Below are 19,957 nucleotides of genomic sequence, written 5' to 3'. Positions count from 1 at the left end.
TCCCCACGCCGACGCCGATGCGCGCGGCGCTGTTGATGCTCGGCAGCACGCTGGCGTTCGGCCTGATGGCGGTGGCCATCCGCTACGCCACCGGCTCGGTGCCAACCCAGGAAGTGGCGTTCTTCCGCAACGTATTCGGGCTGCTGGTACTGCTGCCGATGCTGCTGCGCCCCGGCCGCGCCTCGCTGAAAACCCGGCAGTTGCCGCGCTACTTCATCCGCAGCGCGATCGGGCTGGCCTCGATGCTGTGCGCGTTCTGGGCGATCGGCCACCTGCCGATGTCGCAGGCGATTTCGCTGTCCTATTCCACCCCGCTGTTCGTCACCATCGCCGCGGTGCTGTGGCTGGGCGAAACCGTGCGCGCGCGGCGCTGGGCGGCGGTGATCATCGGTTTCATCGGCGTACTGATCATCGTGCGGCCCGGCTCGACCAGCTTCACGCCCGGCACCCTGATGGCGGTGCTGGCCGCGGTGCTCAGTTCGCTGGTGGCGATCCAGATCAAGCAACTCACCCGGGTGGACAGCGCCGATGCCGTGGTGCTCTACACCTACGTGTTCTGGGTACCGCTGTCGCTGCTGCCGGCCGTGTTCGTCTGGATCTGGCCGACCGGCATGGCCTGGCTGTGGCTGGTGGCGACCGGCCTGTTCGGCACCATCGGCCAGCTGCTGTGGACCCGTGCGCTGCGGCTGGGCGAAGTGTCCGCGCTGACCCCGATCAGCTTCATGCAGCTGCCACTGGTGGCCGTGCTGGGCTGGCTGCTGTTTGGCGAAACCCTGGACCGCTGGACGGTGATCGGCGCCAGCATCATCCTGGGCGCCAATGCCTATATCGCCCACCGCGAAGCGGTGCTGTCGCGGCGCGCGGCTTCGGAGGCCGCATCGGCCGGCGCAAAGCCGGGCGAATAAAACGCCAAACATGGCCATTTACATCAAAAATCGCCATTAAAGCGCCACATATGTCGCTTTATGAACATTCAACATTTCCGCCATAAAGCGCCATACTTGACTTCTTAACCCATTGATGGGACATAAAGCGTCAGGAGGGTCGCTTTATGAACATCACACATCTGAGTACCGACCAGGCCGTACTGCTGGAACTGGGCCAACGCCTGGCCAACCTGCGCCTGTCGCGCGGCATCACCCAGGAGCAGCTGGCCCACGCCGCCGGCGTCTCCAAGCGCACCGTGCAACGGCTGGAAGATGGCAGCCCGGCGCAGCTGACCAACCTGATCCGCTGCCTGCGCGCACTGGACCGGCTGGACGCGCTGGATGTGCTGCTGCCCAAACAGGCCGACAATCCGCTGGACCTGCTGCAACGCCGCGGCCAGCCGCGCCGCCGCGCGCGGCCCGGCGTGGCCGAACCGCCTGCCCCGGCCTGGGTCTGGGGCGACGAAAAATGAGCACCACCGCCGAGGTGCGCCTGTGGGGCAGCCGTATCGGCGCGGTCAGCCTGGCCGACGGCGAGCGCGTGGCGCAGTTCGCCTACGACCCGCAGTTCGCCCGCTCCGGCATCGAAGTGGCGCCGTTGATGATGCCGCTGGCCGCCGGGCGCAGCTACAGCTTTCCCGCGCTCCCCCAGGCCAGCTTCCACGGCCTGCCCGGCCTGCTGGCCGATGCACTGCCGGACAAGTACGGCAACACCCTGATCAACGCCTGGCTGGCCACCCAGGGCCGTACCCCGGACAGCTTCAACGCGGTCGAGCGACTGTGCTACACCGGCACCCGCGGCATGGGCGCGCTGGAGTTCGCACCGGTGCACGGCCCACGCGTGCGTACCGCCCACAGCATCCAGATCGATGCGCTGGTCGCGCTGGCCAGTGAAGTGCTCAGCCACCGCCACGACCTGCGCAGCTCCTTCGGCGATGAAGCCCGCGCCGATGCGCTGCGCGACATCCTGCGCGTGGGCACCTCGGCCGGTGGCGCGCGCGCCAAGGCGGTGATCGCCTGGAACCAGGCCAGCGGCGAAGTGCGCTCGGGCCAGGCCACCGCCGCGCCGGGCTTCAGCTACTGGCTGCTCAAGTTCGATGGCGTGCGCAACAACCGCGACAAGGAACTGGCCGACCCCATGGGCTATGGCGTGGTCGAATACGCCTACTTCCTCATGGCACGCGATGCCGGCATCGCCATCGCCGACTGCCGGCTGCTCGAGGAAGGCGGCCGCCGCCACTTCATGACCCGCCGCTTCGACCGCAGCGACGATGGCGGCAAGCAGCACATGCAGTCGCTGGCGGCGATCGCCCACTACGACTTCAACGACCCCACCGCGCATTCCTACGAGCAGGCCCTGCTGGTCATGCGGCAGCTGCAGCTGCCGATGGCGCAGCTGGAAGAACAGTACCGGCGCATGGTGTTCAACGTGATCGCACGCAACCAGGACGACCATGTGAAGAACATCGCCTACCTGATGGACCGCCGCGGGCAATGGTCGCTGTCGCCGGCGTTCGACATCACCTGGGCCTACAACCCCGACGGCGACTGGACCGCGCGCCACCAGATGTCGATCAACGGCAAGCGCGAGGACATCGGCCTGGCCGACCTGGCCGCCTGCGCGGCAACCGCCTCGATCAACGCCAGTCGCGCCCGCGAGATCGTCGAACAGGTCCGCCACAGCGTGCGGCAGTGGCCGCGGTTCGCCGACGAAGCCGGCGTCAGCGCCAACTGGCGCGACCAGGTCGCCGCCAGCCTGCGTACCCATATCGCCTGAGTGCCGGCCTGGGCGCCCGGCTCAGGCCGGCAGCGCCGCGGCATGCCAGCTGCGCGCGGCGTTGTCGACCACATTGCCCGGCGCGAACTGTTCGTCCATGTAACGCAGTGCCTGCCGGCGCTGGGTCGGCGGCCGCGCGGCCGCGCCCGGCTCCAGCATCAGGTCGTGGAACTCCTGGATGTCATGCAGGATCCGCCAATGCCGGTAGTAGGCCAGCCGTGCCCGGTCCACCGTCACCGCACCATAGCCCTGGCGGAAACCCGGCGGGTCTTCGCGGCCCCAGCGCCCGCCGACGCCAGCGCCGACCAGCATCAGGTCGCGCTCGCGCGGTGCCAGCACCATGTCGTCCCAATCGATCAGGCACAGCCCCGCATCGGCGCGCAGCAGCAGGTTGCCCGCGTGCAGGTCGCCATGGCACAACACCCGCGTGAACGGCTGCCGCGCCAGCCGCTCACGCAGCGCCACGCACCGTTGCCAGACCTCGGTGATGCGCAGGCGGTGCTGGCGCCAGCCGCGCAGATACTGCTCGGCCAGTGCATCGGGCAACGGCCAGTGCGCGTCGCCCCGGCGCAACCAGGCCCCCACCCGTTCCACTGCGGTGTCGTCATCGAACCCGGGCTGGGCCAGCCCGGCGGCAAGTTCGGCCGGCAGGCGCACCTCATGCACCTGGCGCAGCACCTGCCCCAGCCGCTGCCACTGCGCCTGCGACAACGCCGCCTCGAACCCGGACTGGCCTTCGATATAGGCAAACAACGTCCATTGCATCCCGGCATGGCGCAGCGCCGGGGCGCCGTCCAGCGCCGGCTGCGGCGCCACCACTTCGGCCAGGCCGGACTGCTGCCGCAGATACTGCAGCACCTTCCACACCGTGTCGTGCACCGCATAGCGCCGGCACTTCAACCACCAGCGCCGGCCATCCTGCGCGGCCACCTGGTAGACCGTCGCACCGGCATCGGCCCCGGCCGGCCGCTGCACCACCGTCGCGGCCTGCACGCCCCAGGCGTGCGCAAGCACCGCGCCAATCTGCGCAGAAGACAATTCCTGTGGATGCAGCATCACTCCGCCATGGCGCACGAACAGAGCATCACTATCGCAGAGTCCATCGCAGCAACACAGCGCATTGCGTCACGTAGTGACGCCTCAATCCCGCTTTAAACAACTACCGGGTGCGATCACGGGGCGGCAGCATCCGCGCGGCCCGGCGGCACCCACCGCCGCTCGGCCCGAACAGCGGGAAATGGTGTTCGGAGCCGCCAAGGACGCGAACCTGCAAGCTCTCAACCATGCTGCGGGCGATCAGAACAATTCGTCCAGGCCGCGGTAGAACGCCAACCGCGAGGGATCGAGCACTACCGCGTAGCGTGCGAAGAACGGCGCCACCCATGTCGCACCGAACTGCAGCGCGATGCTACGTGCGGCCAGGGCCAGGTCCTGGTGCCGGTCGGCCACGCCGAGCCGGGCGCAGTCGATGAAACCGGTGAAGCGGCCGCCGTCGGCCAGCACGTTGGGCAGGCAGGCATCGCCATGGGTCACCACCAGGTCGGCCTGGATCGGCGATTGCGCCAGCAGCTCCCCAAGCACCTGTGCCGCGGACTGCCCGGCGCGCTCGTCATCGAAATCGGACGCATCCACCCTGCCGGCCTCCACCCGGGCCCGCGCCACCGCCAGCCGTCGTGGCAGGCGATGATCGAACGGACACTCCGCCACCGGCAAACGGTGCAACAGCAGCAGTGCATCGGCCAGCAGGGTCACCGCCTGCAGCGGCGTCAGCGCCGGCGACGAGGCCAGATCGGCGCCGGCCACCGCGCTCATCAGCAGCCAGTGGCGGGCGCCGTCATCGACAACGTCCACCACCCGTGCGGCCGGCACTCCCTGCGTCTGCAGCCAGCGCAACCGCGCGATCTCATCGGGCAGTTCGCTGAAGGCATCGGCAGGCTCGGACTTGAGGAACCAGTCCGGCGCATCGCTGCGCTGCACGCGGAATACATCGGCCCGCGACGCGCCGATCGCCTGCGCCTGGATGCGCGCACCGACCAGGCGCTCGCACCAGGCGGCGGGAAGCACCAGGCCTGTGTCGGTGAGCGTGCAATGGGTGGTGGCGGGCATTACCTGTTTCCCGTGATCGTGGGCGTGGAGTGCAAGGACCTGGTCAACCGGTCAACCGCCGCATCACAGCCTCCAGCGGACCCCGCGATGCGCGCCGCGACCATGCCCAGCCCAGTACCGTGGCCAGCAGCAGGAACACACACGCGGCCCATGCCACCTCGCCGAGCGTGCGCCCGTTGCCAAGCATGCCCAATGCCTCCAGCGTCCCCATACCGACCAGGATGTGGGCGACATACAAGGTCAGCGTCATCCGCCCCACCGGCAGCAATGCACGCAGCCCCCTGGCGCCGGCCCGCCGCATCAGCAGCAGGCACGCACCAATGACGGTGCACGCCGCGCCCAGGCCGGCGAGCAGATAGGTCGGCCCGGGCGGCAGCGGCTGCACGTCGAGCAGCGCCTGCCAAGCGCCGCCGGCGGCCAGCGCCTGCACCGCATAGGCCGCAGCCAGCATCAGCGCACCGGTCACCAGCAGGGCGAGCTGCACCCGGGGCTGTGCCAACGGCATCCGTGCCAGCCACATGCCCCCCAGCAGGAACACCATCCACGGCAGCACCGGGTGGAACCCATTGAACAACAGGTTGCGCGCGAAGCCTGGCCACTGCCACATCCCGCTGTACTCCAGCGTCTGCCAGTTCCAGCCCTGGCTGTAGTCCAGGTGCAGCAGGCAGCCCCACGACAGCAGCGCCAGCGCAAGCATGCTGATGGCCAGCGTCCGGGGCGTTGCACGCAGCCACAGCACCGCCAGCACGAAGTAGCAGGCGTAGTAGTGCAGGATGTCTGCCGGGAAGATCAGCAGGTTGACCAGCCCCAGCACCGCCAGGAACAGCGCGCGCCGCCAGGTCTGCCAGACGGCGGCGCGCAGCGTCAGCCGCCGCGTGCCCAGCACCAGCCCCATGCCAGCCAGCACCACGAAGGTCGCCGACGCCTTGCCCTCGAGGAAGTGGAAGAACGCTGCCAACAGGCCGCCCTCGGCGGTGTCCACTTCCATCGCCAGGCGGAAGTTGACCAGCACCATTCCGGCCAGGCTCAGATAGCGCGCCAGATCGATGCCATCAAGCCGCGCTGCGTCATGGCTGCTGCTCATATCGCGCTGCCCAGCAGCGCATCCAGCAGCGCCGGCTGCAGGACCGGTATCCTGGCAGGCATGATCGCGCCATCGGCATCCAGCCCACGCCGCAGCCCATCGCTTTCCACGGCATCCAGCAGCAGCTGTGCGATCAGCGCCGGCGACAACGCCGTCGCACGCGGCAGCCGCGCGATGTACGTCGCCAACGCCTGCAGCAACTGCGCGCGATTGCGCGCGAAGGCAGCGGCAACGGCCGGGTTGCGGACGGATTCGGCCAGTACTTCCACACTCAACCGCGCCCACTCGCGCCGCGTACACAGTGCGTGGTAGTCGCGCAGGAAGCGCTTCAGGGCGGTGCGTCCGCCGCTGCCCGACGCAAGTGCCGCCAGCAGCGGCGCCAGCTCGGTCTGTTCCGCACCGGCCACGGCCAGGATCAGGGCTTCCTTGCTGGCGAAATGGTTGTACAGATTGCCCAGGCTGACACCCGCCGCCTGCGCGATGTCGCGCATGCTGGTGGGGTGGAAGCCCTGCGCAATGAAGCAGGCCATCGCGGCGTCGAGGATGTGGGTGGCGCGCTGCCGGGTCTGGTCGAGTCGTTTCATGCGGCCAAGTATTGAACGAACGACCGTTCATTGAAAGAGCCGGACCGATCGTCAACCTGCGACGCTGTGCTGGCGTTCAGTCCGGCGCACCCTGCAAGGCACTTACGCAGCCGACATCGGCCCCACCGCCGGCCGGGCCTGCCGCCACAGCACCGCTGCGGCCAGCAGCGCTGCCAACGCGCCCAGCAGCGGAATGTGGACCAGGCCACCGCCGGCAATGGCCAGGCCGCCCAGCAGCCCACCCAGCGCGGTGCCCAGGTTGAACGAGGCGATGTTCAGCCCTGCCGCCACCGCCGATGACGCCGGCACGTGGCGCTGGGCCAGGGTCAACAGGCGCAGCGTGAGCAGGGTGACAATGCAGAAAAAGCACACGCCCAGCGCGCCGACCAGCATCATCATCGGCCACGGCCAGTCACGCAGCAGATACAGGCCGAGCAGATTGAGCGCCAGCCCGGCCAGCGCCCACAGCGTGCTGCCGGTGGCGTTGCCGGCGTCGGCCAGCCAACCGCCCAGCAGGTTGCCCAGGATCGAACACCCCCCGAACAACAGCATCGCCACGCTCAGCCAGGACAGCGGCACGGCGGTTACCTGCAGCAGGTACGGGGAGATGAAGGTGAAGAAGCAGAACGTGGCCACGCTCACCAGCACCCCGACCCCGGCGGTGACCAGCAGCTGCGCATGGGTGATGGCCTTCAACGCCGTCCACGCCCCGCCCGTCCTGGCCGCATGCGGCACCTGCCCGCCGCGCATGCACAGCAGCAGGCCAAGCATGCCCGCCACCCCCAGCAGCGCAATGGCCAGGAAAATGCCGCGCCACGACCATACGCTGCCCAGCAGGGTGCCCAGCGGCACGCCCAGCGCCAACGCCAGCGTCAATCCGATCCACACCACCGACAAGGCGCGCCCGGCACGCTGCGGGTCGACCAGGCGGGTGGCCGCATCGGAGGCCACCGCCATGAACACGCCATGGCCCAGCCCGACCAGGAACCGCACCACCAGCAGCAGCGTCAAGGTGGGCGCCAGACTCATCGCCACACTGCCCACAGCCAGTATCGCCATGGCCAGCACCAGGATGTTGCGGTCCTTCCAGTGCGCCACCAGCGCGGTCAGCAACGGCGCCCCGATCGCCGCGCCAGCGGCATAGGCGGCAACGGCCGCACCTACCGCGGAAACCGGCGCGTGCAGATCCACGGCCATGGTCGAGACCAGCCCGGCCACCACGAATTCGGACAGGCCGAAGGCGAACGTACACAACGAAAACACATAGATGACAACAGGCATGGATGCTCCAGGCTCGACCAGCGAAAAGGGCCGCACCGCGATGCCTGCGACGGCCACCGCCGCACTGCCGATCCGCCGCGCAGCCACGGTGCCGGCACAGCCTAGTAGCGCGCCCGGAGCAGGTAAAAGACCGTTTTGGTCCCGTGGCAAGACGTGCCGCGTCTTGCTGGACTACCGGCCCGGCAGTGCCTGCTGGATCTGCTCGATCAACCGGTCGCGCACCGGCGAATGCCGGCCGGGGTTCCAGGCCATCAGCAGTTCCAGGTGCGACAGCGCATCGGGGGCATCGACCTGGATCGGACGGAACACCACCTCCTCCGGCGCCGCGAGTGCGGCCGATTCGGGCACCAGCGCGATCCCGAAGCCGCTGGCTACCAGTGCCACCAGGGTCTGCAGCTGACGGGCCTGCTGCACTACGCGTGGCACGAACCCAGCGGCCTGGCACAACTGCAGCAACTGGTCGTGGAAACCCTGCCCCAGCGGCCGTGGCGAGGCCACGAAATCCTCGCCTGCCAGCGCCGCCAAGGCCACGACGGCATTACCGGCCAGTGCATGCCCGGCCGGCAATGCCACGCAGATGCGCTCACGCAGCAGGGAATGCATACGCAGCTGCGGCGTGCTGGTGCCGGGGGCACGCATGAAACCCAGGTCGGCACTGCCTTCCTCCAACGCCAGCACCTGCGCGTGCGTGCTGGCTTCGTGCAGGGTGAAGGCAACGCCCGGCGACTGCTGGCGGAAGCCACGCAGTGCGCGCAGCAGCGGTGCGTAGGCCACGATATTGATGAAGGTCAGGGTCAGGTGGCCGTCCACGCCGTCGGCAACGCGGCGGGTATGCGCCAGCCCCTCGTCCAGCGATTGCAGCGTGGCCCGCGCCGTGCGCAGGAACGCGACGCCGGTGGCGGTCAACGCCACCCTGCGGTTGCTGCGGTCGAACAGCGCCGCCCCGACCTCGGCCTCCAGCCGGCGGATCGCCTGGCTCAGCGGCGGCTGGGCCATGTGCAGGCGCTCGGCGGCGCGGTTGAAATGCAGCTCTTCGGCTACCGCGATGAATTGCTGCAACAGGCGTGTCTCGATCATCGCGGCCTCCGGGGTCTGCGCTCATCTTAAGTCGTTCGCCCATTCGTTCTGGCGAAGAGCCTGGCACTGGCCTACCCTGGCCACCCCGTTTGCGCAGGACCCACAGTGAACCGCCGCACAAGCTTCCGTCTGGCCCAGCCGGATGATTATTCCAGCGTGGTCGCGCTCGATTCGGCGGCCCCGCACGACCCGCGCCGATCCATCCTGCTCCAGGAATGGATCGGGCAACGCAGCTGCCACCTGCTCCTGCTCGACGGTGTGCCGGCCGCATACGGGGTGCTGCACTATCACTTCTTCGACAACGGTTTCATCGACATGCTGATGGTCGGCGAACCGTTTCGCCGCCGCGGCCTTGGCGCGTTGCTGCTGCAGCATCTGGTTGCACAGTGCGAACGCCCGAAGCTGTTTTCGTCCACCAACCAGTCCAACCGGCCCATGCGTGCGCTGTTCCAACGTTGCGGCTTCGTGGAAAGTGGCAGCATCGACAACCTCGACCCCGGCGATGCCGAGGTGGTGTACTTCCGGGCGGCCTGCCCGGGCTGAATACCCGTGCCGGCCGGACAAGCCTGGTCACCCCTGCGCCGATTGCTGCGCGCCCCTGCGGTTGACCCCGCCTGTCGCAATCGGCAAAAACCGCCCCCATGCCCGCCAGCAGCGGCGTTGCCGCCATGGACCCGGCGTCGCCCCATGCATTTGCCGGCCCCGCCGCTGGCCACAGGGCGGGCGCCACCCTGCGGTGCCGAATGGTGAATTGGCCGCGCGGCGGCGATATTGCGATGCGTCATGTAAACGATTTCAGCCCTTGCTAGCGTGTAGCCCGACCTCACTGTCGAGGCCGACGACATCAGGAGCGCGTTGATGGGGCTGCATGTTGAACGCCGGGCCGTACTGCCCAGGCCGAACCACACCAGGGTGCGCGCCCTGCTGTTCCCCGCCGCACTGGCAATGGCTGCCAGCTGCCTGGCCCAGGACCTGCCGCCGCGCAGCCAGTGGCAGGCCAGTGCCTCCTCGCAGCAGGTGTCGGCCATGGCGGTCAGCCACCTGATCGATGGCGACCCCAAGACCGTCACCGGCGGCGCCTTCAGCCCCGGCCACTGGTTCCAGGTGGACCTGGGCTCGGTGGCCACGCTGGGCGGCGTGCAGCTGACCTGGGACGTCTCCAATCCGGAGGGCTACAGCCTGCAGACCTCGCTGGATGGCCGGCAGTGGCAGACCGCCTACACCATGGGCGACTCGCTGGGCGGCATCGAAACCCTGTTCTTCGCCCCGCGGCAGGCGCGCTACTTGCGCTTGGCCAGCCCTGAGCGCACCTCCGACTGGGGCGTGTCGATCTTCGAACTGCAACCGCTGGACAGCACCACCAGCGCCCGCGTGGCCGGGCTGGACCCGGCGCAGGCCGCCTCGCTGTGGCAAGGCGGCGGCGCGGTGGCCGTCCCCGCCGGCAAGGGCGGCACGCACACGCTGGACATCGCCCTGCCGCGCGCCCAGTCCACCACCGGCCTGGTGGTGGACTGGGCCGGCGCGCACGGTGCGGCGCGGCTGCAGGCGCAAGACGGCCAGGGCCGCTGGATCGAGCTGGCGCGCGATGCGCAGGCGGGCAGCCGCCAGCAGAGTTGGCTGGCCGGCAACGCGCCGGTGACCGCCCAGGCGCTGCGCCTGAGCGTGGACGGCAAGGCACCGCAGGTCGGGCGCGTGCGCCTGCTCGGCCCGGCCGCGGTGATGACGCCGATGAAGCGCTACCAGATCGCCGCCAGCGGCGCGCAACGCGCCCTGTTCCCGGCCTCGCTGCACCTGCAGCAGACCTACTGGACCGCCGTGGGCGTGCATGGCGGCCGGCAGAAGTCGATCTTCGACGAATACGGCAACATCGAAGCCTTCAAGGGCGCCCCGCTGGTGCAGCCGATCTGGCGCAACGCCGACGGCAACGCCGCCGGTGCGGCCGGGCAAGCGGTGCGGCATGCCCTGCGCGACGGCTGGAAGCCGATGCCGTCGGCGGCCTGGACGCCGCAGCCGGGCCTGGAACTGGACAGCGAAGCGTTCGCCATCGAACTGGACGGTCAACCGGTCACCTTCGTGCGCCATCGCCTGCGCAATACCGGCACCACCCCGGTGGACGGCAGCCTGAACCTGGTGGTGCGGCCGATGCAGATGAACCCGCCGTGGCAGAACGGCGGGCTGTCGCCGATCCGCGAGGTCGCCGTTGAAGGCCAATCGGTACGCGTCAATGGCCGCCCGCTGCTGCAGTCGCTGACGCCGATCGATGCGGCCGGCGCGGCCGCGTTCGGCGCCGACGGCAGCAGCGAAATCACCGCCGCGGTCGCCAGCGGCACGTTGCCGCCCAGCCGCCAAGCCCGCGATGCCGACGGGCTGGCCGCCGCCGCGCTGGGTTACCGCATCCAGCTGGCGCCCGGCGCCAGCCGTTCGGTGGTGATCGCCTTCCCGCTGGGCACCGCCGCCGCCGCTGCCGATGGCAGTCTGCCCGCGGCCCCGGCACTGCACCTGGACGCGTTGCCGGCGCAGGCCGATGCCGCCTACGACACGCTGGCCGCGCGGGCGTCGGCCGACTGGCAGGCACGCCTGGGCCAGGTCGGGCTGCGCCTGCCCGATCCGTCGCTGGTGGACATGCTGCGCGCGCAGGCCGCCTACATGCTGATCAACCAGACCGGCCCGGCAATGCAGCCGGGCCCGCGCAACTACAACCGCTCCTTCATCCGCGACGGCATGGCCACCTCGGCGGTGCTGCTGCGCATGGGCGAAGCCAAGGTCGCCCGCGACTACCTGGCCTGGTACAGCGAACACGGCGTGCACGCCAACGGCCTGGTCTCGCCGATCCTCAATGACGACGGCAGCGTCAACACCGGCTTCGGCTCGGACATCGAATACGACAGCCAGGGCCAGTACATCGCCCTGGTCGCCGATGTCGCCCGCCTGGACGGCGGCCCCGAAGCGGTACGCGCCTACCTGCCGAAGGTGAAGGCGGCCATGCAGTTCCTGCAGCAGTTGCGCGAGCGCACCCTGGTACCCGGCTACATGGCCAACCAGCCCGCATCGGAACGCTTCGCCGGCATCCTGGCGCCGTCGATCAGCCATGAAGGCTATCCCTCGCCCACCCACAGCTACTGGGACGACTACTGGGGCCTGAAGGGCTGGCACGACGGCGCCTGGCTGGCCGAATCGCTGGGCGACCACGCCACCGCCGCCTGGGCGCGCCAGCAGGGCCGCCTGCTGCACGATGCGCTGGTCGCCTCGATCCGCGCCACCATGAAATGGAAGGGCATCGACTTCATCCCCTCCTCGGCCGATCTGGGCGACGGCGACCCCACCGGCGTGTCGATCGCGCTGGACCCCACCGGCGCGCAGGATGTACTGCCTGCGCAGGCGCTGCGCACCACCTTCGCCCGCTACCTGGACGATGTACGCAAGCGCAGCCAGCCCGGTGCGCTGTACGCCTACACCCCGTATGAGATCCGCAACGTGCTCAGCTATGTGCACCTGGGCCAGCCTGAAGCGGCCGACGAACTGCTGCGCGGCCTGTTGCACGACCGCCGCCCGCTGGAATGGCAGGTGCTGGCCGAAGTGGTGCATTCGCGGCTGCGCTTCCCGCGCTATCTCGGCGACATGCCGCATACCTGGATCGGCGCCGAGTATGGCCGCACCCTGTTTGGCATGTTGATGCGCGAAGACGACGACGCGCTGTCGCTGCTGCCGGGCACGCCACCATCGTGGGTAGCCGGCGAAGGCCTGGCCATCGACCGCCTGCCCACCGCCTACGGCACCTTGCAGCTGCAGGCGCAACAGCGCGACGGCCGGCTGCAGCTGACGCTGGGCAAGGGCCTGCGCGGCGATGCAGCGGTCCGGGTGTGGTGGCCCTCGCGCACGCGGCCGGCCAGCGTTCGCGTGGATGGGCGCACCATCACCGACTACGACGCCCAGGGCGTGCTGTTGAAGCGCCCGTTCCAGACGCTCCAGGCGCAGTGGTGATACAGACACAGCCGGGGCCGGCCCGGCTGTACCGCGCTCTGGACTGAAACAACGGTGGCCGCCGCCGCGCCGGCCGTTCCGGCGCGCATTCCATCCCGGCTTGACATGCAGTCATTTACCTGCATATTATCGACCCGCAACCACCCGCAACCACCCGCGACGCCGCCGCACCCCGGCGGGCCCTTGTCCGGATACGCCGGAAGGCCCGGTTGCAGACCGGCACGGGCCCGCAGGGTCCGCCCAACCACCGATGGCCCACTGGAACCGAGCGCCCCGGATGGAAGCAGACAAGGTATTCAAGGCATTGGCCGATCCCACCCGCAGGGCGCTGCTGGACGCGCTCTGCGCCAACAACGGCCAGTCGCTGGGCCAGCTCTGCGCGCAGCTGCAGATGACCCGCCAATCGGTCGCCCAGCACCTGGGTCTGCTGGAGGACGCCAACCTGCTCAGTACCGTCCGGCGCGGGCGCGAGAAGCTGCACTTCATCAACCCGGTGCCGCTGTACGAGGTCTACCAACGCTGGGTACGCAAGTTCGAACAGCAGCGGCTTGGCCTGCTGCATGACCTGAAACAAGAACTCGAGGGAGAATGACGATGTCCACCGCATCCACGCGCTTCATCCACGTGATCTACATCGCCTCGACCGCCGACAAGGTGTTCGACGCCATCACCCGGCCGGAAATCGCACGGGCCTATTGGGGCCATGAGAACGTGTCGGACTGGCAGCCCGGTTCGCGCCAATGAGCAGCGCAAGGTCGAGCTGGTCGGCGAGGTGGTGGAAAGCACCCCACCCTCGCGCCTGGTCATTACCTGGGCGGCAGCCTCGCAGGCCGACGACCCGTCCAGCTACAGCCGGGTGACCTTCGACATCGTGCCCTACGACGGCATGGTCAGGCTGACGGTGACCCATGACGCGCTCGAGCCGGGCAGCGGCATGGACAACGGCATCCGTCAGGGCTGGCCGATGGTGCTGTCCAGCCTGAAATCGCTGCTGGAAACCGGCCAGGGAATGGATGTGTTCGCCAAGCCACTGGCGTAGGCAAAGAGTGCGGGGCCGGTCCGACCAACGGGCCGGCCGTGCAAACAAAAAGGGCGCCACTGGGCGCCCTTTTCATGCAACGCCCCTGGCACCCGCACGCTCAGGGGCTGCCCTCATGCTCATGCAGGGTGATCAGCGATTCCATCAGGTCCTCGTCCGCGCTGGCACAGACCGCCAGCAGCACGGCCTCCTCGCAGCCGGCATCGACGATGTAGGCGTGCCCCATCTGGCTGTCGATATAGATGCCCTGCCCGGTCTCCAGCACCACCGGATCGTAGAACTCGGTATGCACCTGGATACGGCCTTCAAGCACGTGCACGTATTCTTCGCCCGGGTGGCGGACCAGCTCGCCGAACTCGGCGGCGGTCTTGGCGCGTATCTTGGTCAGGATGGGGATCATCCGCTTGCGCCGCAGTTCGGTGCACAGATAGTAGTAATCGTAGTTGTCAGTCTTGACCCGCAGCGCATTGTCCAGCGTGCCCAGGCTGCGCCGCGCGGTGACCGGCTTGGGCGTGCTGTCGGTGTCCGGCTCGGAGAACAGCTCGGACATGCGCAGGTTCAGCCGCTGCGCCAGGTGCTGCAGCTTGTCGTAGGTCAAGGTCAGGCGGTCGTGCTCGATCTTGGACAGGGTGGACAGGGGGATTTCCGTGTATTCGCTCATTTCCTTGAGCGTCCAACCCTTGCGCGTGCGCAGACCGCGCAGCAGGGTGCCGAGCGTGGGGCTCTTCGGACTCATCGACGGGACCTTTGGGCTATTGCCAGTGAAGTTGTGGATACGATACTACGCGGACCTGAACTCCATCCTGATCAGGATGGTTTTCCGACGATTCCGAGTGCTTCCGCCTCGTTCCGGGCGCGGAACGCGATATGCCGCCTGGAGGATGCCAGCGGCCGGTGACGATGGGGTCAAATCTGGCGGTCCGACGGGGGATCGGGCGGTGACTTGTGTTTGACTTTTCTCCAATCAGGAATATTGTTATCTGATTGAGATTGTTTTGGCACTCCGAAGCGGCTACCTGGAGTGCATCGTCAGCCAGCTCCCAGAGGATCGTCACATGCGTCCGTTGTCATGGCCTGTCGTGTTCTGTTGTGCCCTGCTGCTGTCCTTCCCGGCCCTGGCCCAGCAGGCGCAGACCGCGCCCGCGGCGGCGGCGGCGCCTGGCGTGGACGCCGCGCCGCGCTTGACCGCTGCCGACGCGACCCGCTGGCTGGATGGGTTCATGCCCTATGCGATCGCGCGCGGCGATATCGCCGGTGCGGTGGTCACCGTGGTCAAGGACGGCCAGATCCTGGTGCGCCGCGGCTATGGCTTTTCAGATGTGGCAAAGCAGACGCCGGTGAACCCGGACCGCACCCTGTTCCGGATGGCGTCGGTGTCCAAGCTGATGACCTGGACGGCGGTGATGCAGCTGGTCGAGGCCGGCAAGCTGGACCTGGACGCGGACATCAACCAGTACCTGGATTTCAAGGTGCCCGAACGCGGCCTGCCGATCACCCTGCGGCAGTTGATGACCCATACCGGCGGCTTCGAAGCCAACCTCAAATACATGTGGACCACCGAGGCGGTGGCCGCAAGCGGCGGCGCCGAACTGGGCCCCTACCTCAAGCAGCGGGTACCGGCGCAGATCTTCCCGCCGGGCACCGTGCCGGCGTATTCCAACTACGGCACCAGCCTGGCCGGCTACATCGTCGAGCGCGTCTCGGGCCAGCCCTTCGCCGAGTACGTGGAGCAGCACATCTTCGCGCCGCTGCAGATGCAGCACGCCAGCTTCCGCCAGCCGCTGCCGCCGGCACTGCGCGGCATGGTCAGCCAGGGCTATGCGCTGGGCTCGGGGACGCCGCGCGCGTTCGAGGTCACCCCCTCGGCGCCGGCCGGTGCCCTGACCGCCAGCGCCACCGACATGGCGCGCTTCATGATCGCCCACCTGCGCGCCGCCGGCGGTACCGACACGGCCATCCTCAAAGCGGCCACCAGCGCGCAGATGCTGACCCCGCAGACCCGCTTCGCACCGCCGCTGAACACCATGGCGCTGGGCTTCTACGAAAGCGATGTCAACGGCCAGCGCGTGGTATCCCATGCCGGCGACACGCTGCTGTTCCACTCCCAGCTGTCCCTGTTCCGTGATCACGACATCGGCCTGTTCGTCTCGTTCAACAGCGCCGGCGCCAATGGCATCACCGGCCCGATCCGGCGGCAACTGCTGGAGAACTTTGCCGACCGCTACTTCCCCAAGGCCGCCGCCGCACCGATGCCGAGGGTCGACCTGGCCCTGGCCAGGCAGCAGGCCCGCGCACTGGCCGCGCCGAGCTATCTCAGCTCGCGCCGCGCGCAAACCGGTATCGGCCTCACCGGCATCCTGTCGCAGACGCGGCTGCAGGCTCTGGACGACGGCGGGCTGCGCCTGGCGCGCCTGAAGCAGCCCAACGGGCAACCCACCACCTTCAAGCCGATCGCGCCCTGGGTATGGCAGGCCACCGACAGCGAACTGCGTCTGGCCGCCATCGTCAAGGACGGGCAGCCGGTGGGCTTTGCGGTGGACTCGTCCTCGCCCTACAACGTGTTCATGCGCGCGGAAGTCTACCGCTCGGCACGCTGGCTGATGCCGCTGCTGATCGCCGCGGCCGCCGTGCTGGCGCTGTCGGCGCTGGGCTGGCCGATCGCCGCGCTGGTCCGCCGCCGCCACGGCCAGGTGCTGGGCTGGCCGCGCACTGCCCTGCGCGCCTATCGCCTCAGCCGCATGGCCTGCTGGTTGCTGCTGCTGGTTCCGGCGGTGGCGCTGGGGTTGATGGCCTGGGTATCGGTCGATTTCGCCCGCATCGACGACCGCCTGGATCCGGCCGTCATCGGGTTGGGCATCGCCTCGGTGATCGCCATCGTCGGCGGCATCGCGGCGATGGCCTGGAACCTGCTGCACACCGTGCGCGCCGGGCGCGGCTGGCTGGCGCGGCTGTGGGCGCTGCTGCTGCTGGCCTCGGCCGCCCTGCTCGGCTACGCGATCTTCCTGATGGGCCTGGCCGATTTCGCTCTCAACTACTGACCCATCGCCCCGCCACGGGGCTGGAGACTTCCTGTGAAACTGACCCTGCAGATCGACTCGCTTGCCTTGCTGGCCCCGTTCCGGATCAGCGGCTACGTGTTCGAACACGCGCCGGTACTGCGCGTGGAACTGGAAGACGGCGGCCATCGGGGCCGTGGCGAAGCCAGTGGCGTGTATTACTTCGATGACAAACCCGAGCAGATGCTGGCCACGCTGGAAGCGCTGCGGGCACGGATCGAAGCGGGCATCAGCCGCGCCGACCTGCAGCAGTTGCTGCCGCGCGGGGGCGCGCGCAACGCGCTCGATTGCGCGCTATGGGACCTTGAAGCCAGCCGTGCCGGCAAGCCGGCCTGGGCACTGGCCGGGCTGAGCCAGGTGCGTCCGCTGCTGACCACCTGGACCCTGGGCGCCGACGATCCGGCGACGATGCAGTCCATCGCCACCGGCCGCTATGCGCCGGCCAAGGCACTCAAGCTCAAGCTCAGCGGCGAGCTGGACACCGACATCGAACGCGTGCGCGCGGTGCGCCGGGTGCGGCCGGACGTGTGGCTCGGCGTGGATGCCAACCAGGGTTACCAGATGGATGCGCTCGACGCGCTGATCCCGGTGCTGCTGGACAACGACGTCAAGCTGCTCGAACAGCCGCTGCCGCGCGGCCGCGAAGCCGACCTCAGGGGCTTCGCGCGGCCGCTGCCGTTCGCCGCCGACGAGAGCGTGCAGGATGCGGCGGAGATCGAGGCGCTGGCCGGCCTGTTCGACGTGATCAACATCAAGCTCGACAAGGCCGGCGGCCTGACCGAGGGCCTGGCGATGGTGGACAAGGCGCGCACGCTGGGCATGCAGGTGATGGTCGGCAACATGATCGGCAGCAGCTGGGCGATGGGCCCGGCCTACATCGTCGGCCAGCACTGCGACGTAGTCGACCTGGATGGCCCGCTGTTCCTGCGCGATGACCGCGTTCCGGGCCTGCGCTACGACGACGGGCTGGTGCATTGCGATGATGCCGTCTGGGGCAAGGGAGTGCAGGCATGAGCATGACGTCGCGTCGCCCGCGCGCTACCGGTATGCGCACCGTTGTCTGCGGCCTGCTGCTGGCCTCCAGCGCCGTGTTCTCGCCGCTGCATGCGCAGGCGCCGGCCGCAGCGCCGGCACCGGCCACCGGCCAGGCACCTGCCGCCGTTGCTGCCGCCCCGGCCAGCGCCGACACGCTGGATGCGGCCCGGGTCGATGCCTTCCTCGATGGCCTGGTGCCCTACCTGATGGCGCAGGGCGACCTGGCCGGTGCGGTGGTCACCGTGGTCGAGAACGGTAAGGTGGTCACCGAACGCGGTTTCGGTTTCTCCGATGTCGAAAAACGCACGCCTGTGGATCCCCGCACCACCCTGTTCCGCCCCGGCTCGATCTCCAAGCTGTTCGTCTGGACCTCGGTGATGCAGCTGGTCGAACAGGGCAAGCTGGACCTGGATGCGGATATCAACACCTACCTGGACATCAAGGTCCCGGCCAAGGGTGAGCCGGTCACGCTGCGCCAGATCATGACCCACACCAGCGGCCTTGAAGAGCGCATGCGCTACCTGATCGTGCTGGGCCCGGACCATCCGGCCAACCGCGACAACTATCTCAAGGAATGGGTGCCCAACCAGATCAACCGGCCCGGCACCGTGCCGGCCTATTCCAACTACGCCACCGGCATCGCCTCCTACATCGTCGAGCGGGTCAGCGGCCAGCGTTTCGAGGACTACGCCGAGCAGCACATCCTGCAGCCGCTGGGCATGCAGTACGCCAGCTTCGAACAGAAGTTGCCGGCCGACCTGCTGCCGCACGCCGCCAAGGGCTACCGGCTGGGTTCGGGCAAGAGCTACCCGGCCGAGAAGAACACCGCGCCGGGCGTGGGCGGCCTGTATGCCTCCGGCTCGGCGATGGCACGTTTCATGATGGCCACGCTCAACCACGGCGAACTCGACGGCCAGCGCATCATGCGCGCCCAGACCAACGCACAGATGCTGACCCCGCAGGCGGCGGTGCTGCCGCACCTGCCGCGCATGACCCTGGGCTGGATGGCCTCAGACACCGGCGGCTACGACACCCGTTCGCACGGCGGCACGATGCTGTTCTTCTATTCGTGGCTGTGGATGATCCCCGAGCGCAACATCGGCGTGTTCGTTTCCACCAACAGCGTCGGCCGCGACGCGGCCGGCTCGGCGCTGCGTGCGCAGGTATGGGAACGCTTCGTCGAAAACTTCCTGCCGACCCTGCCGGTGCAGGCCGCCGGTCCCGGCGTGGACGCCGACACCGCCCGCCAGCACGCCGCCGCGCTGGCCAAGGTGGACTGGCACAGCACCCGTCGCTCGGACAGCTCGTACCTGCGCCTGCTGTCGCTGTTCTCGCCGGTGCGCGTGCACCCGCAGGACGACGGCACCATCACCGTCGACGGCCAGAAGGGCCTCAATGGCCAGCTGCTGCGCTGGCGCGAGGTATCGCCCTGGTTGTGGCAACAGGAGCACGGCCGCAGCCTGCTGGAAGTGAAGGTGGTCGATGGCCGCCCGGTGTATTTCTCCGGCGGCCCGTTCGCCTCGGTGTTCGGCTTTGAACCGATGCCGGGCTGGCGCTCGCCAAGCTGGTTGCGCCCGGCGCTGATCGTCGCGCTGGGGTTGCTGGTGCTGTCGGCGGTGCTGCGCATCGGCGGGGTGTTCGTGCGCCGTTACTACCGCGTGGCCGCACCGGCCGAAGGCCGCGGCCTGCGCCGGCTGCAGACGCTGTCGATCACCGTGGTGCTGGGCAGCGTGATCGCCTGGCTGGCATATGTGAAGTCGATGTCGGCACCGGGCGGTATCTCCAGTTACAGCAACGGACCGCTGATCCTGATGCAGGCGCTGTCCTGGCTGGCGGTCGTGGCCGCGGCGGCATTGGCCTGGGTGGCGCTACGCAAGCCGGCCAGCTGGCCGCGGCTGCGCCGCTTCGGTGCCTGGGTGGTGGCACTGGCCGGGGTGATCGTGGCCTTCGTGGCGATCACCCAGCGGCTGGTCAGCACCGGCCTGCAGCTCTGAAGACCGGACCGGCACGT

16 protein-coding genes and 1 pseudogene are annotated in these 19,957 nt (G+C 68.8%); 10 read left to right on the top strand and 7 right to left on the bottom strand.

The genetic code is table 11. The features are described from left to right. Window positions 1-17: 17 nt before the first annotated feature. The 3 genes from AC3ITM_RS08495 (at window position 18) to AC3ITM_RS08485 (ending at window position 2,703) form a co-directional block, all read left to right on the top strand. On the top strand, window positions 18-905 hold the full coding sequence (locus AC3ITM_RS08495) for a DMT family transporter (protein ID WP_489270060.1): 888 nt from the start codon (window positions 18-20) through the stop codon (window positions 903-905). 146 nt (window positions 906-1,051) lie between these two features. Beyond that, entirely contained in the window at window positions 1,052-1,399 is a 348-nt protein-coding gene (locus tag AC3ITM_RS08490) for a helix-turn-helix domain-containing protein (protein ID WP_489269770.1), read from the top strand. Then, a complete protein-coding gene (locus tag AC3ITM_RS08485) occupies window positions 1,396-2,703 on the top strand; it encodes a type II toxin-antitoxin system HipA family toxin (protein WP_489269769.1) in 1,308 nt (435 codons plus the stop codon). Before AC3ITM_RS08490 ends, AC3ITM_RS08485 begins: the two co-directional genes overlap by 4 nt. Before the next feature lie 21 nt (window positions 2,704-2,724). Here the strand turns inward: AC3ITM_RS08485 and AC3ITM_RS08480 are convergent, their stop codons facing one another. The 6 genes from AC3ITM_RS08480 to AC3ITM_RS08455 all read right to left on the bottom strand — a co-directional run bounded on the left by AC3ITM_RS08480 (window position 2,725) and on the right by AC3ITM_RS08455 (window position 8,835). Further along, complete coding sequence (locus AC3ITM_RS08480; protein ID WP_489269768.1) at window positions 2,725-3,759, bottom strand: phosphotransferase; 1,035 nt, start codon at window positions 3,757-3,759, stop codon at window positions 2,725-2,727. Window positions 3,760-3,999: 240 nt separating this feature from the next. Continuing rightward, window positions 4,000-4,809 carry an APH(3') family aminoglycoside O-phosphotransferase gene (locus AC3ITM_RS08475; protein WP_489269767.1) on the bottom strand — a complete coding sequence of 270 codons (810 nt, stop codon included), beginning with the start codon at window positions 4,807-4,809 and terminating at the stop codon, window positions 4,000-4,002. Window positions 4,810-4,852: 43 nt separating this feature from the next. Further along, window positions 4,853-5,893 (bottom strand): DUF418 domain-containing protein, encoded by a 1,041-nt coding sequence (locus tag AC3ITM_RS08470; RefSeq protein ID WP_489269766.1) that lies wholly within the window; start codon window positions 5,891-5,893, stop codon window positions 4,853-4,855. Further along, window positions 5,890-6,477: a TetR/AcrR family transcriptional regulator gene (locus tag AC3ITM_RS08465; protein ID WP_489269765.1), complete on the bottom strand. Its 588-nt coding sequence runs from the start codon at window positions 6,475-6,477 to the stop codon at window positions 5,890-5,892. The genes AC3ITM_RS08470 and AC3ITM_RS08465 overlap by 4 nt, the downstream gene beginning before the upstream one ends. Window positions 6,478-6,579: 102 nt before the next feature. Continuing rightward, the gene (locus AC3ITM_RS08460) at window positions 6,580-7,758 is read right to left on the bottom strand and encodes an MFS transporter (RefSeq protein ID WP_489269764.1); all 1,179 of its coding nucleotides are present in this window, start codon (window positions 7,756-7,758) and stop codon (window positions 6,580-6,582) included. 171 nt (window positions 7,759-7,929) lie between these two features. Next, window positions 7,930-8,835, bottom strand: a complete 906-nt coding sequence (locus tag AC3ITM_RS08455; protein ID WP_489269763.1) for a LysR family transcriptional regulator — start codon at window positions 8,833-8,835, stop codon at window positions 7,930-7,932. Between the two features lie 156 nt (window positions 8,836-8,991). Here AC3ITM_RS08455 and AC3ITM_RS08450 point away from each other — a divergent pair, with 156 nt between their 5' ends. The 4 genes and pseudogenes from AC3ITM_RS08450 (at window position 8,992) to AC3ITM_RS08435 (ending at window position 13,855) form a co-directional block, all read left to right on the top strand. Next, entirely contained in the window at window positions 8,992-9,378 is a 387-nt protein-coding gene (locus AC3ITM_RS08450; RefSeq protein ID WP_489269762.1) for a GNAT family N-acetyltransferase, read from the top strand. Window positions 9,379-9,780: 402 nt separating this feature from the next. Then, entirely contained in the window at window positions 9,781-12,816 is a 3,036-nt protein-coding gene (locus AC3ITM_RS08445) for a galactose-binding domain-containing protein (RefSeq protein ID WP_489270059.1), read from the top strand. 277 nt (window positions 12,817-13,093) lie between these two features. Then, on the top strand, window positions 13,094-13,408 hold the full coding sequence (locus AC3ITM_RS08440) for an ArsR/SmtB family transcription factor (RefSeq protein ID WP_228885099.1): 315 nt from the start codon (window positions 13,094-13,096) through the stop codon (window positions 13,406-13,408). Window positions 13,409-13,410: 2 nt separating this feature from the next. Then, window positions 13,411-13,855: pseudogene (locus AC3ITM_RS08435) on the top strand (SRPBCC family protein). Between the two features lie 100 nt (window positions 13,856-13,955). Here AC3ITM_RS08435 and AC3ITM_RS08430 read toward each other — a convergent pair. Continuing rightward, complete coding sequence (locus AC3ITM_RS08430; RefSeq protein WP_228885101.1) at window positions 13,956-14,591, bottom strand: helix-turn-helix domain-containing protein; 636 nt, start codon at window positions 14,589-14,591, stop codon at window positions 13,956-13,958. A gap of 343 nt (window positions 14,592-14,934) precedes the next feature. Here AC3ITM_RS08430 and AC3ITM_RS08425 point away from each other — a divergent pair, with 343 nt between their 5' ends. From AC3ITM_RS08425 to AC3ITM_RS08415, 3 genes are read left to right on the top strand one after another with little or no spacing between them, the layout of a single operon-like run. After that, window positions 14,935-16,893, top strand: coding sequence for a serine hydrolase domain-containing protein (locus AC3ITM_RS08425; protein WP_489269761.1), 1,959 nt, complete (start codon window positions 14,935-14,937; stop codon window positions 16,891-16,893). Between the two features lie 33 nt (window positions 16,894-16,926). Next, a complete protein-coding gene (locus AC3ITM_RS08420) occupies window positions 16,927-17,925 on the top strand; it encodes a dipeptide epimerase (RefSeq protein ID WP_489269760.1) in 999 nt (332 codons plus the stop codon). Beyond that, window positions 17,922-19,940 (top strand): serine hydrolase domain-containing protein, encoded by a 2,019-nt coding sequence (locus AC3ITM_RS08415; protein WP_489269759.1) that lies wholly within the window; start codon window positions 17,922-17,924, stop codon window positions 19,938-19,940. Before AC3ITM_RS08420 ends, AC3ITM_RS08415 begins: the two co-directional genes overlap by 4 nt. Window positions 19,941-19,957: the final 17 nt, after the last annotated feature.

It is taken from the genome of Stenotrophomonas sp. KH_029 (assembly GCF_057839765.1).
The sequence above is the reverse complement of the archived record's forward strand: the minus strand, read 5'-3'. Positions and strand labels throughout refer to the sequence as shown.

Bases quoted from the DNA above. Each gene is read 5' to 3' on its own strand.
- AC3ITM_RS08495 (WP_489270060.1), top strand. From the start codon at position 18: ATGCGCGCGGCGCTGTTGATGCTCGGCAGCACGCTGGCGTTCGGCCTG.
- AC3ITM_RS08490 (WP_489269770.1), top strand. From the start codon at position 1,052: ATGAACATCACACATCTGAGTACCGACCAGGCCGTACTGCTGGAACTG.
- AC3ITM_RS08485 (WP_489269769.1), top strand. From the start codon at position 1,396: ATGAGCACCACCGCCGAGGTGCGCCTGTGGGGCAGCCGTATCGGCGCG.
- AC3ITM_RS08480 (WP_489269768.1), bottom strand. From the start codon at position 3,759: ATGCTGCATCCACAGGAATTGTCTTCTGCGCAGATTGGCGCGGTGCTT.
- AC3ITM_RS08475 (WP_489269767.1), bottom strand. From the start codon at position 4,809: ATGCCCGCCACCACCCATTGCACGCTCACCGACACAGGCCTGGTGCTT.
- AC3ITM_RS08470 (WP_489269766.1), bottom strand. From the start codon at position 5,893: ATGAGCAGCAGCCATGACGCAGCGCGGCTTGATGGCATCGATCTGGCG.
- AC3ITM_RS08465 (WP_489269765.1), bottom strand. From the start codon at position 6,477: ATGAAACGACTCGACCAGACCCGGCAGCGCGCCACCCACATCCTCGAC.
- AC3ITM_RS08460 (WP_489269764.1), bottom strand. From the start codon at position 7,758: ATGCCTGTTGTCATCTATGTGTTTTCGTTGTGTACGTTCGCCTTCGGC.
- AC3ITM_RS08455 (WP_489269763.1), bottom strand. From the start codon at position 8,835: ATGATCGAGACACGCCTGTTGCAGCAATTCATCGCGGTAGCCGAAGAG.
- AC3ITM_RS08445 (WP_489270059.1), top strand. From the start codon at position 9,781: ATGGCTGCCAGCTGCCTGGCCCAGGACCTGCCGCCGCGCAGCCAGTGG.
- AC3ITM_RS08440 (WP_228885099.1), top strand. From the start codon at position 13,094: ATGGAAGCAGACAAGGTATTCAAGGCATTGGCCGATCCCACCCGCAGG.
- AC3ITM_RS08430 (WP_228885101.1), bottom strand. From the start codon at position 14,591: ATGAGTCCGAAGAGCCCCACGCTCGGCACCCTGCTGCGCGGTCTGCGC.
- AC3ITM_RS08415 (WP_489269759.1), top strand. From the start codon at position 17,922: ATGAGCATGACGTCGCGTCGCCCGCGCGCTACCGGTATGCGCACCGTT.